Source organism: Rhodococcus sp. 06-1460-1B (genome assembly GCF_002258475.1).
Taxonomy (GTDB): domain Bacteria; phylum Actinomycetota; class Actinomycetes; order Mycobacteriales; family Mycobacteriaceae; genus Rhodococcoides; species Rhodococcoides fascians.
In genome coordinates this window covers 71,394-87,518 of the sequence record NZ_NOYS01000025.1, presented here as the reverse complement: position 1 = coordinate 87,518, position 16,125 = coordinate 71,394, and the positions used below count along the sequence as shown (strand labels likewise).

Below are 16,125 nucleotides of genomic sequence, written 5' to 3'. Positions count from 1 at the left end.
GTTGTGACGTGGACCGTGCCCTACCGACGACACCACCGTTGTTCGCGAGCGTGAACGATGTTCAGGCCCGTCTGGCCGAGACGGGGTATCTGGCCGACAAGGCCACGGCCACATCGGTCTTTCTCGCCGATCGCCTCGGCAAGCCGCTGTTGATCGAGGGTCCCGCCGGAGTCGGCAAGACCGAATTGGCGCGCGCGGTCGCGCAGTCGACCGGAGCCGAACTGGTGCGACTGCAGTGCTACGAGGGCGTCGACGAGGCGAGGGCTCTGTACGAGTGGAACCACGCCAAACAGATCCTGCGTATCCAATCTGGCTCGAGTGCCGACTGGGACTCGACGAAGCTCGACGTGTTCTCCGAGGAGTTTCTGCTGGCTCGGCCGCTGCTGCAGGCCATTCGCCGAACCGAGCCGACCGTGCTTCTGATCGACGAGACCGACAAGGCAGATGTCGAGATAGAGGGCCTGCTGCTCGAGGTGCTCAGCGACTTCGCCATCACCATTCCCGAGCTGGGCACGATCACGGCGGAGCGCACCCCGTTCGTCGTGTTGACCTCCAATGCCACGCGCGAACTGTCGGAAGCTCTCAAGCGCCGCTGCCTGTTCCTGCACCTCGACTTTCCCGACGCGGACCTCGAGCGTCGAATCCTGGCCAGCCGCGTTCCCGAACTGCCCGAGGCGATCGCAGAGCAGATGATCAAGACCGTCCGCGTGCTCCGAGGGATGCAGCTCAAGAAGTTGCCGTCGGTGGCCGAGACGATCGACTGGGGTCGCACACTCCTGGCCCTCGGTATGGACACCCTCGACGACGACGCGGTCCGGTCGACGCTCGGAGTCGTGCTCAAGCATCAGTCGGATCAGGTGCGCGCCGCCGCCGAACTGCGGCTGAACTGACATGCTCGCCCCACACGGAATTCCCGGGCATCTCGTCGGCTTCGTCGAGGCGTTACGCAAGCGTGGGATCTCGGTGGGGCCGTCGGAGACCGTCGATGCCGGACGCGTCCTGTCGGTGTTGGATCTGTTGGACAGAGAAGCGGTCCGCGAAGGGCTGGCCTGCGCGCTGCTGAGGCGTCCGACGCACCGCGGGGTGTTCGACGCGTTGTTCGACCTGTGGTTTCCGGTGGCATCGGGTACCAGGGATTCAGGGCAGATCGACACCGCGCTGCCTCGCACCGAGACAGGCGAGGTCGATATCGATGCGTTGCGTGAGCTGATCGTCGAACTGCTCTCGGACGACTCGGCGGAGGCGGCCGAATTGACCCAGATGCTGGCGGCCCAGATGGTCGAGGAACTCGGTCAGTACAAGTCCTCGAACGGGCCGTCGTTCTCGGCCTATCAGGCACTGCGTGATGTTGCTCCCGACACGCTGCTCCGCAAGATCCTCGACGGCCTGCTGGGCCGAAGTGACGACGCGCCGGATCGGCCCACCGACGACTACGAGTCGGAGGTGGCCAAACGTACTGCAGCGCAACGTATTGCCGACCTACGCAAGATGGTCGAGAGCGAGACGAGGCGACGGTCGGCCGAGAAACTGGGCCGCGACCGGGTAGCGAGCTACGGTGTGCCGAAACTGGCGGAGGAAGTCGATTTCCTGCGTGCCTCGGACGCGGAGATGGTTGCGTTGCGGCGTAACGTCGCACCGTTGGCGCGGTTGCTGGCCTCGCGACTTGCGGTGCGCCGCAGTCGAAGCAGGCACGGCTCCATCGATCTGCGACGCACGCTGCGCAAATCCATGTCGACCGGCGGTATTCCCATCGACCTGGTGGAGCGCAAGCCGCGTCGGGCCCGGCCGGAACTGGTTGTGCTGTGCGATGTCTCGGGGTCGGTGGCCGGATTCAGCAACTTCACCCTGCTGCTGGTGCACGCTCTTCGTGAACAGTTCTCCCGGGTACGAATCTTTGCGTTCGTCGATTCCACCGACGAGGTGACTCGGTTCTTCGATTCCGGGGCAGACCTCGGGGCCGCCATGAGCCGGATCGTGCGTGAAGCGGACCTGGTGACCTACGACGGCCATTCGGATTACGGGCATGCCCTGACGACGTTCGACGAGAAGTACGCGCAGGTCATCACCAGCCGCAGTTCGGTTCTCGTTCTGGGCGATGCCCGGACGAACTACCGCGAACCGAAGCTGCCGGCGTTGGCCCGAATCGTCTCGGTGGCCAAGCACGCCTACTGGCTCAACCCCGAGCCCAAATCTCAGTGGGGATCCGGTGATTCGGCGGCCAAGGTGTATGCGGACGTGATTGCGATGCACGAGTGTCGGTCGGCCCAACAGCTCGCGACGGTGGTCTCACGACTGTTGCCGGTATGAGGCGTGTAACCGGCGTCGCTGCCACGGACGTAGAATCGTCGGTTGTGCAGCACGAATCCGGCCCCGGTGAGGACACGAACACCACGCCGACTCTCCGGTTGGGGGTCATGGGCGGCACTTTCGATCCCATTCACCACGGTCACCTCGTGGCTGCGAGCGAGGTGGCTGCCACGTTCGGTCTGGACGAGGTCATCTTCGTTCCCACCGGGACCCCGTGGCAGAAGGAGGGCCGGTCGGTCAGCCCGGCCGAGGACCGCTACTTGATGACGGTCATCGCCACCGCGTCGAATCCTCGGTTCTCGGTGAGCCGGGTCGACGTCGACCGAGAGAAGTCGACCTACACCGTCGACACCCTGAGGGATCTTCGAGCGCAGCACCCCGATGCCGAGTTGTATTTCATCACCGGTGCCGATGCGCTCGAGTCCATCCTGACGTGGCAGAACTGGGAGGAGCTCTTCGAGCTCGCGAAGTTCGTCGGAGTGACGCGGCCGGGGTTCGAGCTCGGCGTCGATCATCTGGCCAACCATCTACGATCGTTGCCCGCCGACACTCTCACATTGATGGAAATCCCGGCACTCGCGATATCGTCGACGGACTGCCGACGTCGTGCCGGTGAAAATCGGCCGGTCTGGTACCTCGTCCCGGACGGCGTCGTGCAATACATCTCGAAGAGGAACCTCTATCGACCACGGGGCGCGCAGCGCCTCGACGGATCCGTCACCATGTCGGAACCGGCGCCACAGAAGAAGCAACCGGCCGGGTCGGTCACCAGCGCAGTGACCGCGAACCCGAGCCATACGAGTGGGAGTACACCGAAGTGACTGCAACAGCCGAAGCCGCCGAGATGGCGCGTATCGCCGCGCTCGCAGCCGACGACAAACTGGCCAGCGACGTGGTGATCCTCGACGTCTCCGACCAGCTCTACATCACCGATTGCTTCGTGATCGCCTCCGCGCCCAACGAGCGTCAGGTCAACTCGATCGTGGAGAACATCGAGGACCAGCTTCGTGAGGCCGGACACAAGCCGGTGCGTCGCGAGGGCACCAGAGAGGGCCGCTGGGCGCTGCTGGACTACTCCGACATCGTGGTGCACGTCCAGCACAACGAGGAGCGCAACTTCTACGCGCTCGAGCGGCTGTGGAAGGACTGCCCGACGATCGAGGTTCCGGGCCTCGGTCAGCATCCGGCACCGGAACCGGAGCAATGATCCGGCGGCTCATCCTGCTTCGCCACGGTCAGACTGACTACAACGCCACCGACCGTATGCAGGGCCAGCTCGATACCGATCTGTCCGAGCTGGGCCGCAGTCAGGCGAAGACGGCTGCGGCCGAACTGGCTGTCCGCGCGCCCATCCGCATCGTCTCGTCCGATCTCAAGCGCGCTCTCGACACTGCGGAAGCTCTCGGGGACGCGGCTGGAGTCGCGGTGTCCACGGACGAGCGGCTGCGGGAGACACATCTCGGCGACTGGCAGGGACTCACCCACACCGAAGTGGACGACATCGCCCCCGGTGCGCGTCCGGCCTGGCGTGCCGACGCAACCGTCGCCCCGCCCGGTGGGGAAAGTCGCATCGACGTTGCGAACCGCAGCGTGCCGCTGGTGCGTGAGCTCCTCGGCGGCGTCCCCGAGTGGGGTGCCGACGGCGACCAGCGGCCACTGGTGCTCGTGGCGCACGGAGGGTTGATCGCTGCCCTGACCGCAGCGTTGCTCGCACTGCCGACCGATCGCTGGCCGGTGCTCGGCGGCCTCGCCAACACCAGCTGGGTACAGCTCGGTGCGCACGGACCCGGCGACAACCCGTCCTGGCGGCTCGACGTCTGGAACGCCTCGGCGCGGGTGGCCAGTGACGTCCTCTGAGGAGGCCGCCGCGCGCCCCGTGCTGCTCGTGCTGGCGGACTCGCTGAGCTATTACGGACCAGAGGGCGGGCTGCCGGTCGACGATCCTCGACTGTGGCCCAATATCGTTGCCGCAGAGCTGGATTGGGATGTCGAGCTGGTAGCCCGTATCGGCTGGACGAGCCGCGATGCGTGGTGGGCTCTGACCCAGGATCCGCGAGTGTGGGCGGTGATACCGCGGGCCGGTGCCGTCGTACTCGGAATCGGCGGCATGGACTCGTTGCCGTCGCCGCTACCGACCGCGTTGCGTGAGCAGATCCGCTACATCCGTCCGCCCGCACTTCGGCGGGTCGTTCGCGCGGGTTATCAAGCGGTGCAGCCGGTTCTGTCGCATCTCGGTTGGCCGGTGGCGCTTCCGCCGCGACTGAGTGTCGACTACCTCGAGCAGACCCGCGCCGCATTGGCCTACGTGCGGCCGGAATTGCCCGTCGTCGGTACCTACCCGTCGGTGCATCGGTGCGACGCCTACGGGCGGGTGCATTCGGGGCGCGAGCCCGCGGTACGAGCGCTGCGTGCCTGGAGCGACGAAAATAGTGTTCCCATGGTCGATCTCGCGGAGGCAGTTCGTCCGAACATCGAGTCCGAGAACGCCAACCCCGACGGAATCCACTGGGGTTGGGATGCACACGTGGCTGTGGCCGACGCAATGCTGACGGTGTTGCGACCGGTGGCAGCGGCGGCAGCGATCCGGCACCCATGACCGTCGCCGTCGTCACCGACTCGTCGTCCTGCCTGCCCGCGTCCGTAGCCGCCGAGTGCGGTATCGCGGTGGCACCGCTACATGTGTTGGTGGACGGCGTCGACCATCGTGAGGGAATCGACGAGATTCCCGAACAATCGACCGACGGAAAGCCGGTGACGACCGCGGGGGCGTCTCCGGGCGAGCTGACCGAGGTCTATGCCGCAGCTCTCGAACGCAGTCGCGGGGCGGGCGTCGTCGCACTGCACATCTCCCGGGGCCTGTCGAGCACCTGGGAGGCTGCGCGGCAGGCCGCCGAGCAGATCGGATCGTTGGTGAAGGTGGTCGATTCCGGTTCTGCCGGAATGGGATTGGGCTACCCGGCGCTGGCAGCAGCGTATGCCGCAGCGGGTGGAGCCGGACTCGACGAGGTCTACGACGATGCTGTTCGCAGGTCTGCGTCGTCGAGATGTTTCATCGTTGTCGATCGATTGGATCACCTGCGCCGCGGCGGTCGTATCGGCACTGCCGCAGCCCTGCTCGGTACGGCCCTGGCGATGAAGCCGGTGCTGCACATCAGCGATGGTGCGCTGGTGTTGCGCGAGAAGACGCGAACCTCCTCGAAAGCACTGAGCAAGCTGGTGGACGCGGCAGCTGCCGCGGCGGCTGACATCGGTACGCATTCCGGGGTTGTCGTGGCTGTGCATCATATGCAGTGCGCCGAGCGAGCCGAGGACGTCTCAGCCATGCTGATGGCGCGTATCCCGGACCTGACCAGCGTCGACGTGCTGCCGTTCGGTGCGGTGCTCGGTGCACACGTCGGTCCCGGTGCCGTCGGCGTAGTCGTCGCTCCTGATCATCGGTAGGGCGTATCGAGCCGCATCATCCACAGAATCTCGGTTGTGCACAGGGCAGTTCGCGACCGCTGTTCGCCCCGGTCAGGTCCGTCCGGAGGGCGCTAGCGTCCTGAGACATGGGCGGCGACGACGATCGGGCACACACGGTGGCACGATTGAATTCCGTGCGGAGACAGAGTGATTCCGCGCGCGCCGAGCCGCGCCGAGTCGACGAATTCGATGACCCCCAGGGCGAGCCGCCGATCGGGCAACCGCAGGACGGCGTCGTGCATCCCGATCCGGAGTGGCTGCTTCCTGCCGTGCAGCGTCCCGAATCACCATGGTCGTCGTTGCTACCGCAGCGGTGGCGATTCGCGCGGGTGGATCCCGGCCGACCCGGTGTGAAGGCGTTGGCGGCGGCGGGTGTGTTCGTGGTCCTCGTCGCCGGCTTCGCGGTGTTTCGAGATGCGCCGACGCCTGCGCCCGCACCACCACTGGCGGTGGTCTCCACCGACGCCGCCGATGCCCGCGCGCCGGACTCGGCGTTGTCCGAATCCGGATCGTCGAGCCGGCCGCCGGACAGAACGGCCGGCACGGCACCTGTTGCCGAAACAGAACTTGTCGTCAGTGTCGTCGGACTCGTCGCGCATCCCGGTCTCGTTCGGCTGCAACCGGGCTCGCGCATCGCCGACGCCTTGGCCGCAGCGGGAGGGGCCGTGGAGGGTGCCGATCTGTTGGCGCTGAACATGGCAGCTCGGGTGTCGGACGGCGATCAGATCGTCGTGGGGCTCGTGCCGGCTCCGGCGGCCCCTCCGGTCAGCGGCACCACGTCGGGTCAGGGCGCAGGGCCGGGCGGAGTTGCCGGTTCGACGACGGACCAGGCGGGCCCTGTCGCCGGCGGAGCAGTGGACCTCAATACGGCCACGGTCGCAGAATTGGATGCGCTGCCCGGTGTGGGACCGGTGACGGCAACGTCGATCGTGAGCTGGCGCGACACGAACGGCCGCTTCGTATCGGTCGATCAGCTCGCCGAGGTCGACGGTATCGGCCCGGGCCGGCTCACCAAGATTCGCGACCTGGTCCGAGTCTCGTGACCGGGGTGCCGTCGTCGTCGGACTCCGAGGAACCAGTTCCTTTCGACATCCGCCTGATTCCTGCGGCGGCGGCATCCTGGTCTATCACTGCGACCGGTATTCTCGCCGGTCCGAGCGCGGCGGTGACGGCCACGGTGGTGACGTGCGCGATCGTGGTGCTGGGAGCCGTTGTGCTGCAAAGGATCTCGAAGGGGCGAGCGGACACCGCGAGACACGTGTGGTCCGGGGCGGCCGCGGTGGTCGTCGTGGCGTTGTGCTTCGGCGGTGCGATCTGGCTTCAGATGCGCTCGGTGGCGGAGCATCCAGTGGCTGCGGCCGCGCAGAACCGGGCATGGATCACGGCAGTGGTCGATCTCGAAGAAGATCCGCGGCGTCTGCCCGCGCCCGGGCCGCCGACGGTGATGTTGCAGGCGGAGATGACCCGCGTCGATGTCGGTGGCGAGGCGCTCTACGTCGGCGGCCGGGTATCGATCGTGGCACCGGAGTCGACATGGTCGGCACTGCTTCCGGGCCAGCAGATCACGGTCCGGGGCCGGCTCGGGGTACCCACCAGGTCCGATATGACCGTGGCCGTCATCCGAACGACCGGTCCGCCGGTGGCAGTAGGTGAGCCCGGACCGGTCTCGTCGGCGGCGGGCTCGTTTCGCTCGAATCTGGCAGACGTGGCGCAGAATTCGCTCCCGTCGGACCGGGCAGGTCTACTGCCGGGCCTCGTCGTGGGCGATGTCTCACGATTGGACGAGCAGGTAGTCGAGAACTTCCGAGCCGCAGGCTTGACGCATCTGACGGCGGTGTCGGGTGCGAACTTCTCGATCCTGATCGGTGCCGTGCTGTTGGTGTTGCGCGGCATAGGGATAGGGCCTCGCGCGACCGTCACGATTGCCTTCGTTGTTCTGATTGCCTTCGTCGTCGTGGCCCGACCGTCCCCGAGCGTGTTGCGCGCCGCGGTGATGGGGTCAATCGGTTTGCTGGCCTTGGTGACCGGCAGACGGAAGCAAGCGGTCCCGGCCTTGTGCGGCGCGGTGTTGGTACTACTCGGGTGGTGGCCGCGGCTGGCCGTGGACGTCGGATTCGTGCTGTCGGTGTTCGCCACCGCGGGGCTGGTGCTGGTGGCACCGATCTGGGTGGACTGGCTGCGGGCCCGAGGATGGCCCCGGGCAGCTGCGGAGGTGGTGGCGGTCGCCGCGGCGGCCCACGTGGTGACGGCACCCGTCGTGGCGGCAATGGCGGGAACGTTCAGCGTGGTGGGTGTGGTTGCGAACGTACTGGTCGCGCCGGTCGTCGCCCCCATCACCGTGGTGGGCATCGTGACGGCTGTGTTGGCTGTGGTCAGTACCTCGCTCGCCGAAATGACGGTGCAACTGGCGTCGGCACCGTTGTGGTGGTTGATCACGGTGGCCGAGCGTGCCGCGTCGGTGCCGGCAGCATCGGTCGTCGTTCCGGAGGGTGTCCGTGGAATCGCGGCGGCGATCGTCGGCACTGTCGTGCTCCTGGGCGCGCTGCGATGGGCGTTGTTCCGCTGGGTGTCGGCCTCGCTCGCGATTGCACTTCTGGCGCTGTGGACGGCCCACGTCGTGTGGTGAGTGACGGTCCGAAGCGGATGTCCGTGGTGTCGGCGGCGCATGGCACGATCATGGTCGTGACTTCGAGTGTGGCTCCTCTGCATCTGGTACTCGGCGACGAGGAACTATTGATGGATCGTGCGGTGGCCGCGATCGTGACGCAGGTGCGTGCGAATGCGGCGATCCCGGGGGAGGACCTGCCGGTGACCCGGCTGCGGACCGGTGACGCAAGTGCTCCCGAGCTCGCCGAACTGCTGAGTCCGTCGCTGTTCGCCGAAGACCGTGTCGTCGTACTCGAGGCGGCGGCCGAGGCCGGTAAGGATGCAGTCGCTCTGGTGCTCGACGCGGCTACCGATCCACCCGAGGGTGCCGTCGTGGTGGTCATGCATTCCGGCGGCGGCCGCGCCAAAGCGATGGTCGGTGCCCTCCAGAAATGCGGGGCTCAGGTCCACGAATGCGTCAAGCTCACCAAACCGGCCGAGCGGATCGATTTCGTCCGAGGCGAGTTTCGCGCGGCGGACGTCCGCGTCAGCGGCGAGGTGATCGAGGCTGTCGTCGAGTCCGTCGGTAACGAACTCCGCGAATTGGCTTCGGCGTGTTCGCAGTTGGTCTCCGATATCGGAGGCAAAGTCGATCTGGCCGCCGTGCGTCGGTACTACTCGGGCAAGGCGGAGGTATCGGGATTCGACGTCGCGGACAAGGCCGTCATCGGTGATCGAGCCGGCGCTCTCGAAGCCTTGCGGTGGGCGATGCACCGGGGAGTGGCCCACGTTCTTCTCGCGGATGCGCTCGCCGATGCCGTGCGCACCATCGCGCTCGTCGGCTCGGCCGGTCGCGGTGACCCGTTCCGGATGGCAGGCGAACTGGGAATGCCGCCCTGGAAGATCAAGAAGGCGCAGGGCCAAGCGCGCGGGTGGAACGGCCGCTCGATAGCGCAGGCCCTACGCGTGGTGGCGCAACTGAACGCCGACGTCAAAGGCCAAGCAGCGGACGCGGACTACGCGGTGGAGCGAGCTGTCGCCGAGGTCGCCTCGTTGGGTGACCGCTAGCGGGGTGCCCGGCGCACGACAAAGCCCGCTGCGTCCTCGTCGGATGCAGCGGGCTCGGTCGAGCTCAGTACGAGATCAGAGCTTGTTGACTGCGAGAGCCAGTGCCGACTTCTTGTTGGCGGCCTGGTTCTTGTGGATGACGCCCTTGCTGGCGGCCTTGTCGAGCTTGCGGCCGGCATCGAGGAGAATCTCGGAAGCCTTGTCCTTGTCGCCCGCAGCCTGTGCCTCGCGGAACGAGCGGATGACGGTGCGAAGGGAGGACTTCACCGACTGGTTGCGCAGGCGTGCACGCTCGTTGGTGAGAATCCGCTTCTTCTGGGACTTGATATTGGCCACGCGTAAAATCCTTGTCGTCTTCGTCGGTATTCCGGTCAGGGCGATCCATGCTGGAATGCCCGAAGTCTGCTGCTGAGCGTTGAGCCCTGCGCCGAAGATCGAGAATACCAGCACAGGACGGCAGAACCCAATTCGGAGTCGCCCTCCACAGCCGTTTCAAGAATTTAACGCTTCTACCGCGCCTAACTCCTGTCTCTGTAGCAACATTGCCAGGATGAGTCCGCGATCGGCAACGCATGCCGCCTCCAAGGCCAAAGCGACCAGAACGAAGTCAGCGGATCGTGTCGAACCCGATGCAGACGGGGTGTTCGGGGGGTACTCCGACGTCGGAAAGTACAGCCTCGCCTTCGACGAGATGTTCGACTCGGACGGTCGTACTCGAACGCCGTACAAAGGAATCCACACGGCGCTCGCCCCGGCGAACGCCGTGGACCTGGACGCCAGATCGGATGCGCTCGGACGCGCGTTCGTCGACCAGGGCATCACGTTCTCGCTGTCCGGCCAAGAACGCCCGTTCCCGCTCGACCAGGTGCCCCGCGTCATCGCAGCAGGGGAGTGGTCGCGTCTCGAACGCGGCATCAAGCAACGCGTCAAGGCTCTCGAGATGTTTCTCGCCGACATCTACGGAGACCAGGAAATCCTGCGAGACGGCGTCGTTCCGAAACGGCTGATCACGTCGTGCGAGCACTTCCACCGTGAGGCCGTCGGCATCACCCCGCCCAACGGCGTACGTATCCACGTCGCCGGAATCGACCTCGTCCGCGACGCGCAGGGCACGTTCCGTGTCCTCGAAGACAACCTGCGCTCACCCTCGGGCGTCTCCTACGTCATGGAGAACCGCCGGACCATGGCCCGGGTGTTCCCGGACCTGTTCGCCAGTCACCGCGTGCGTGCCGTCGGCGACTACGCCTCGCATCTGCTGCGGGCACTGCGCGCATCGGCCGCCCTCAACGAGGCCGACCCGACCGTGGTGGTTCTCACTCCGGGCGTGGCGAACTCGGCGTACTTCGAGCACTCGCTGCTCGCTCGGCTGATGGGCGTCGAGCTCGTCGAAGGTCGAGACCTGTTCTGCCGAGACAACATCGTCTACATGCGCACCACCGAGGGTGAGCGTCAGGTCGATGTCATCTACCGACGAATCGACGACGACTATCTCGACCCCATGCAGTTCCGTCCCGACTCGGTGCTGGGAGTAGCAGGTCTGGTCAACGCCGCCCGCGCAGGCAACGTCGTCATCTCGAGTGCCGTCGGAAACGGCGTCGGCGACGACAAGCTCGTCTACACGTACGTACCGACGATCATCGACTACTACATGGGCGAGAAGCCGCTGTTGGCCAACGTCGACACGTTCCGGTGCTGGCTCGACGACGAGTGCGAGGAAGTCCTCGACCGCATCGACGAACTGGTCATCAAGCCGGTGGAAGGCTCTGGCGGCTACGGCATCGTCTTCGGACCCGACGCCTCGCCGAAGGAACTCGCCACCATCAGCAAGAAGGTCCGCGCGGATCCGCGCGGCTGGATCGCCCAGCCCGTCGTACAGCTCTCGACGGTGCCGACGAAGATCGGCGATCGCTTGGTACCCCGTCACGTCGACCTGCGGCCGTTCGCGGTCAACGACGGCGACGACGTCTGGGTGTTGCCCGGCGGTCTGACCCGGGTGGCGTTGCCGGAGGGGTCCTTGGTGGTCAACTCCAGCCAGGGCGGCGGTAGCAAGGACACGTGGGTGCTCGCCACCCGTACGTCGCAGGAGGAGCAGGAGCTCGCCGGCGACGAGATCGTCAGCGTTCCGCCGGAGTCACCGATGGCCGAACAAGGCCCGGAGCTGACGATGGACCAACAAATGAATCAGCAGCAACAGCAACAGCAACAGCAGCAGCAGCAGCAGCAGGCAACGAACTCGGACTCGAACGGCGGTGGACAGTAAATGCTCGCGCGCAACGCAGAGTCGCTCTACTGGATCGGGCGGTATGTGGAGAGAGCGGACGACACGGCCCGCATTCTCGATGTCACCGTCCACCAGCTTCTCGAAGACGCCACAGTCGATCCCGACCACACTTCGCGAGTGTTGTTGCGAGTGCTCGGTTTCCAGCACGAGCCGGATGTCTCGCTCGACGTGTGGTCGCTTACCGAGGTCGTCGCCTTCAGCCGCGACGGATTGGGTTCGATCGTGGACTCGCTGTCGAGTGCGCGCGAGAACGCCCGAGGTGCGCGTGAAGTCACGTCCAGTGAGATGTGGGAGTGCTTGAACACCACGTACAACGGATTGAACGAGCGCATCAGGGCGTCCAAGCGCACCGGCCCGGCCGAGTTCTTCAGCTACATCGAGGAGCGCGCCGCGATGTTCGCCGGTCTCGCGGACTCCACCCTCAGCCACGACGACGGCTATCGCTTTCTCCTGCTCGGTCGCTCGGTCGAGCGCATCGACATGATCGTTCGGTTGTTGCTCTCGCGAGCCGGTGACCGGCCGTCGTCGCCGGCGTGGGTCACTGTGCTTCGCTCGGCCGGTGCCCACGACACCTACCTGCGCACCTACCGCGGCGCGCTCGATGCCCAGCGAGTACTGGAATTCATGTTGTTGGACAGGCTCTTTCCGCGTTCGGTGTTCTACGCACTCAACGAGGCGGAACGATCACTCGATCAGCTCGACCATCAGCCCAACAGTCGAGTCGGTGCGCGCGCAGAGGCTCAGCGTCTACTCGGTCGCGCTCGCAGCGAACTCGAATTCCTGCGTCCCGGTGAAATTCTCGACGATCTGCAGGAGCGCCTGCTCTCCCTGCAAGAAACCTGCCGTGAGCTCGGTGATGCGATCTCCAAGCAGTATTTCCACGCCGCTCCGTGGGTGGCGTGGACGGACGCCGGCTCGGGAACATTCGAAGATCAATTGGAAGGTGAACTGTGAGCTGGCGTATGCGTGTCGTGCACACCACGGGCTATCAGTACGACGCACCGGTGACGTCGTCGTACAACGAGGCTCGACTGACGCCGCGAAGTGACAATCGGCAGAACGTGATTCTCAACCGAGTCGAGACCAACCCGGTGACGCGTTCCTACCGCTACACCGACTACTGGGGGACAGCGGTGACGGCGTTCGACCTGCACGCACCGCACACCGAGCTCGAGGTCACCGGATCGTCGGTGGTCGAGACCGATCCCTTCGTCTACCCGGATGAGAATGCCTCCTGGGAGGAACTCGCGAGCGACCAGGTGATCGACCGCTTCAACGAGGTCCTCGACAACACCGGATACGTGCCGAAGAACAGGCAACTCGCGTCGGTCGCGAAAAAGCTGTCGAAGGGTCTGCCGCCGCAGGAATCGGTCGTCGAGATCTCCAACTGGGTCAACCAGGAGATGTCGTACGTTCCCGGTACCACCGGTGTGCACACCTCGGCGGTGGAGGCCTGGTCGGAGAAGAAGGGTGTGTGTCAGGACTACGCCCACCTGACGCTGCTGATGCTGCGCAGCGTCGGCATCCCCAGCCGGTACGTCTCGGGCTACCTGCACCCGAAGAAACAGGCCGCGATCGGTGCGACGGTAGAAGGCCAGAGCCACGCCTGGATCGAGGCCTGGACCGGGGCGTGGTGGGGCTACGACCCGACCAACGCCATCGCCGTCAACGAGCAGCACGTGTCGGTCGGACTCGGCCGTGATTACGCCGACGTCCCGCCGCTCAAGGGCATCTTCTCCGGCGGCGGTTCGACGGCTCTCGACGTGGTCGTGGAGATCACGCGGCTGGCCTAGCGTCGTGCGCGTTTTGCGTACCCAGGGATACGCAAAACGCGCACGAGGTCAGTTCCAGCCGTAGTCCCGACGCAACCGATCTGCCACGGACTCGAACTGAGCTCTACCGAGGATTGCGCCTTCGCGACGAATGCCGTCCTCGGGCACGTCGAGAACTCGGTCCAAACGGATCCAACTCGGTCGGCCCTCGGCGTCCCAGGCACCGGATCCGATCGACTGCCAGTCGCGGTCGCCGTCGCGGCTGCTCTGGCTCGACAGCATCAGACCGAGCAGATCGTTGCCCTCGCGCCCGATGACCAGCACCGGGCGGTCCTTGCCCTGAGTGGCGTCTTCCTCGTAGGTGACCCAGGTCCAGACGATCTCACCCGGATCGGCCTTGCCGTCCAGATCGGGGGAGTACTCGACGGTCCGCGCCCGTTGGGCGGTCGGCCTGGTCTGCGATGCCACCGGACGGCCGGGGCGAGGTGCAGGAGCCGGTGTGCGCGACGCGCTTCCGGAGATCGCGTCCTTGCCCTTCTGCAGCGCACCGGAGTTCTGTAGTTGACGCAGTAGCCGCGGGCCCTCGCGCATCGCGATCTTGCCCAGTTCCTTGCCGAATCTGCTCCAGTTGCCAGCCATGCGGCGAGTGTAGCCACGGCGGCAGCGCTACAAACCGCCCTGACTCACCGGGGGACCAGCCACGACGGACAGCCGGGGACGGCGCACCGTTCCGCTCGTGGGACGATAGGGAAACCCGTTCGCTCATTTCGAACACGCCAGCCGAAGGATACGAGTGCCCAGCTTCGCCGACACGACGTTCACCGATCCGTCCAGGATCAGGAACTTCTGCATCATCGCCCACATCGACCACGGAAAGTCGACGCTGGCAGACCGGATGTTGCAGCTCACCGGCGTCGTCGACGACCGGTCGATGCGTGCGCAGTATCTGGACCGGATGGACATCGAGCGCGAACGCGGCATCACCATCAAGGCGCAGAACGTGCGTCTGCCCTGGGTCGTCGACGGCGAAGAATTCGTTCTGCACCTCATCGACACACCCGGCCACGTCGACTTCACGTACGAGGTGTCCCGCGCGCTCGAAGCGTGTGAAGGTGCTGTCTTGCTCGTCGACGCTGCTCAAGGCATCGAGGCGCAGACGCTGGCGAACCTCTACCTGGCTCTCGACAAAGAGCTCACCATCATCCCCGTGCTCAACAAGATCGACCTGCCTGCTGCCGACCCGGATCGTTACGCCGCCGAAATCGCGCACATCATCGGATGCGAGGCCGACGACGTGCTGCGGGTGTCCGGCAAGACCGGAGTAGGCGTCGAGGAACTGCTCAACGAGGTCGTCAAGCTGGTGCCGGCTCCGGTCGGCAACCCGGACGGGCCTGCCCGCGCGATGATCTTCGACTCGGTCTACGACACCTACCGAGGCGTCGTCACCTACGTCCGAGTGGTCGACGGCGCACTCAACCCTCGTGAGAAGGTCACGATGATGTCGACCGGCTCGACGCACGAGTTGCTCGAAGTCGGCATCGTGTCGCCGGACCCGAAGGCCACGAAGGGCCTGGGCGTCGGCGAGGTGGGGTACCTGATCACCGGCGTCAAGGACGTCCGTCAGTCCAAGGTCGGCGATACCGTCACCACGTTCCGCAAGGGTGCTACCGAGCCGCTGACCGGTTACCGCGAGCCACGGCCGATGGTCTACTCGGGCCTTTACCCACTCGACGGCTCCGACTACCCGGACCTGCGCGACGCCCTCGAAAAGCTTCAGCTCAACGACGCGGCCCTGACCTACGAGCCGGAGACCTCCGTGGCTCTCGGATTCGGCTTCCGCTGCGGCTTCCTGGGGTTGCTGCACATGGAGATCACCCGCGAGCGGCTCGAGCGTGAATTCAACCTCGACTTGATCTCGACCTCGCCGAACGTCGTCTACCGCGTCGAGATGGAAGACGGTGCCGAGCACATCGTCACCAACCCGTCGTACTGGCCCGAGGGCAAGGCGCGGGAAGTGTTCGAGCCCATGGTCAAGTGCACCATCATTTCGCCGAGCGAGTTCATCGGCTCGATCATGGAGCTGTGTCAGGGGCGACGAGGCGAGCTCGGCGGTATGGACTACCTGTCGGAGACTCGTGTCGAACTGCGCTACACGATTCCGATGGCCGAGATCATCTTCGACTTCTTCGACATCCTGAAGTCACGTACTCGTGGATACGCCAGCCTCGACTACGAGGAGATCGGCGAGCAGAGCGGAGCGCTGGTGAAGGTCGACATCCTGCTGCAGGGCGAGGCCGTCGACGCCTTCAGCGCGATCGTCCACAAGGACGCCGCTGCGGCCTACGGCAACAAGATGACGACCAAGCTCAAGGAACTGATTCCGCGGCAGCAGTTCGAGGTGCCGATTCAGGCTGCTATCGGATCTCGCATCATCGCCCGCGAGAACATCCGCGCCATCCGTAAGGACGTGCTTGCCAAGTGCTACGGCGGCGACATCAGCCGTAAGCGCAAGCTGCTCGAGAAGCAGAAGGAAGGCAAGAAGCGAATGAAGACCATCGGACGGGTCGAAGTTCCGCAGGAAGCTTTCGTGGCGGCACTGTCCTCGGAGTCCTCGTCGGACAAGCCGAAGAAGTAGGGACGGGACTTCCG

16 protein-coding genes are annotated in these 16,125 nt (G+C 65.5%); 14 read left to right on the top strand and 2 right to left on the bottom strand.

From position 1 onward, the window contains the following. Positions 1 to 8: 8 nt before the first annotated feature. The 10 genes from CH268_RS13610 to holA all read left to right on the top strand — a co-directional run bounded on the left by CH268_RS13610 (position 9) and on the right by holA (position 9,423). Positions 9 to 890 (top strand): AAA family ATPase, encoded by an 882-nt coding sequence (locus CH268_RS13610; RefSeq protein WP_027497532.1) that lies wholly within the window; start codon positions 9 to 11, stop codon positions 888 to 890. 1 nt (position 891) lies between these two features. After that, on the top strand, positions 892 to 2,307 hold the full coding sequence (locus CH268_RS13605; RefSeq protein WP_094664611.1) for a vWA domain-containing protein: 1,416 nt from the start codon (positions 892 to 894) through the stop codon (positions 2,305 to 2,307). A 107-nt stretch (positions 2,308 to 2,414) separates the two neighbouring features. Then, positions 2,415 to 3,128, top strand: a complete 714-nt coding sequence (nadD, locus tag CH268_RS13600) for a nicotinate-nucleotide adenylyltransferase (RefSeq protein ID WP_027497530.1) — start codon at positions 2,415 to 2,417, stop codon at positions 3,126 to 3,128. Next, positions 3,125 to 3,514 (top strand): ribosome silencing factor, encoded by a 390-nt coding sequence (gene rsfS, locus CH268_RS13595; RefSeq protein ID WP_027497529.1) that lies wholly within the window; start codon positions 3,125 to 3,127, stop codon positions 3,512 to 3,514. Before nadD ends, rsfS begins: the two co-directional genes overlap by 4 nt. After that, complete coding sequence (locus CH268_RS13590) at positions 3,511 to 4,164, top strand: histidine phosphatase family protein (RefSeq protein WP_032384542.1); 654 nt, start codon at positions 3,511 to 3,513, stop codon at positions 4,162 to 4,164. Before rsfS ends, CH268_RS13590 begins: the two co-directional genes overlap by 4 nt. Next, complete coding sequence (gene octT / locus CH268_RS13585) at positions 4,151 to 4,903, top strand: diglucosylglycerate octanoyltransferase (protein ID WP_048318610.1); 753 nt, start codon at positions 4,151 to 4,153, stop codon at positions 4,901 to 4,903. The genes CH268_RS13590 and octT overlap by 14 nt, the downstream gene beginning before the upstream one ends. Beyond that, positions 4,900 to 5,748, top strand: coding sequence for a DegV family protein (locus tag CH268_RS13580; protein ID WP_094664609.1), 849 nt, complete (start codon positions 4,900 to 4,902; stop codon positions 5,746 to 5,748). Before octT ends, CH268_RS13580 begins: the two co-directional genes overlap by 4 nt. A 107-nt stretch (positions 5,749 to 5,855) precedes the next feature. Continuing rightward, positions 5,856 to 6,812 (top strand): ComEA family DNA-binding protein, encoded by a 957-nt coding sequence (locus CH268_RS13575; RefSeq protein ID WP_094664607.1) that lies wholly within the window; start codon positions 5,856 to 5,858, stop codon positions 6,810 to 6,812. Further along, entirely contained in the window at positions 6,809 to 8,395 is a 1,587-nt protein-coding gene (locus CH268_RS13570) for a ComEC/Rec2 family competence protein (protein WP_255182391.1), read from the top strand. The genes CH268_RS13575 and CH268_RS13570 overlap by 4 nt, the downstream gene beginning before the upstream one ends. Before the next feature lie 56 nt (positions 8,396 to 8,451). After that, complete coding sequence (gene holA / locus CH268_RS13565; protein ID WP_094664763.1) at positions 8,452 to 9,423, top strand: DNA polymerase III subunit delta; 972 nt, start codon at positions 8,452 to 8,454, stop codon at positions 9,421 to 9,423. Between the two features lie 75 nt (positions 9,424 to 9,498). On the opposite strand, the gene rpsT is transcribed toward holA, so the two are convergent. Beyond that, the gene (gene rpsT / locus CH268_RS13560) at positions 9,499 to 9,759 is read right to left on the bottom strand and encodes a 30S ribosomal protein S20 (protein WP_027497522.1); all 261 of its coding nucleotides are present in this window, start codon (positions 9,757 to 9,759) and stop codon (positions 9,499 to 9,501) included. A gap of 355 nt (positions 9,760 to 10,114) precedes the next feature. Here rpsT and CH268_RS13555 point away from each other — a divergent pair, with 355 nt between their 5' ends. Genes CH268_RS13555 through CH268_RS13545 form a run of 3 tightly spaced genes read left to right on the top strand, consistent with a single transcriptional unit; the run spans position 10,115 to position 13,497 of the window. Continuing rightward, positions 10,115 to 11,683, top strand: coding sequence for a circularly permuted type 2 ATP-grasp protein (locus CH268_RS13555; protein WP_255182398.1), 1,569 nt, complete (start codon positions 10,115 to 10,117; stop codon positions 11,681 to 11,683). Further along, entirely contained in the window at positions 11,684 to 12,658 is a 975-nt protein-coding gene (locus CH268_RS13550; RefSeq protein ID WP_027497520.1) for an alpha-E domain-containing protein, read from the top strand. An 8-nt stretch (positions 12,659 to 12,666) separates the two neighbouring features. Further along, positions 12,667 to 13,497, top strand: coding sequence for a transglutaminase family protein (locus tag CH268_RS13545; protein ID WP_027497519.1), 831 nt, complete (start codon positions 12,667 to 12,669; stop codon positions 13,495 to 13,497). A 48-nt stretch (positions 13,498 to 13,545) separates the two neighbouring features. Here the strand turns inward: CH268_RS13545 and CH268_RS13540 are convergent, their stop codons facing one another. Then, positions 13,546 to 14,115, bottom strand: a complete 570-nt coding sequence (locus tag CH268_RS13540) for a type II toxin-antitoxin system PemK/MazF family toxin (RefSeq protein ID WP_048318614.1) — start codon at positions 14,113 to 14,115, stop codon at positions 13,546 to 13,548. Between the two features lie 148 nt (positions 14,116 to 14,263). Here CH268_RS13540 and lepA point away from each other — a divergent pair, with 148 nt between their 5' ends. Next, complete coding sequence (gene lepA, locus CH268_RS13535; protein WP_045194648.1) at positions 14,264 to 16,111, top strand: translation elongation factor 4; 1,848 nt, start codon at positions 14,264 to 14,266, stop codon at positions 16,109 to 16,111. The last annotated feature ends 14 nt before the right edge of the window (positions 16,112 to 16,125 follow it).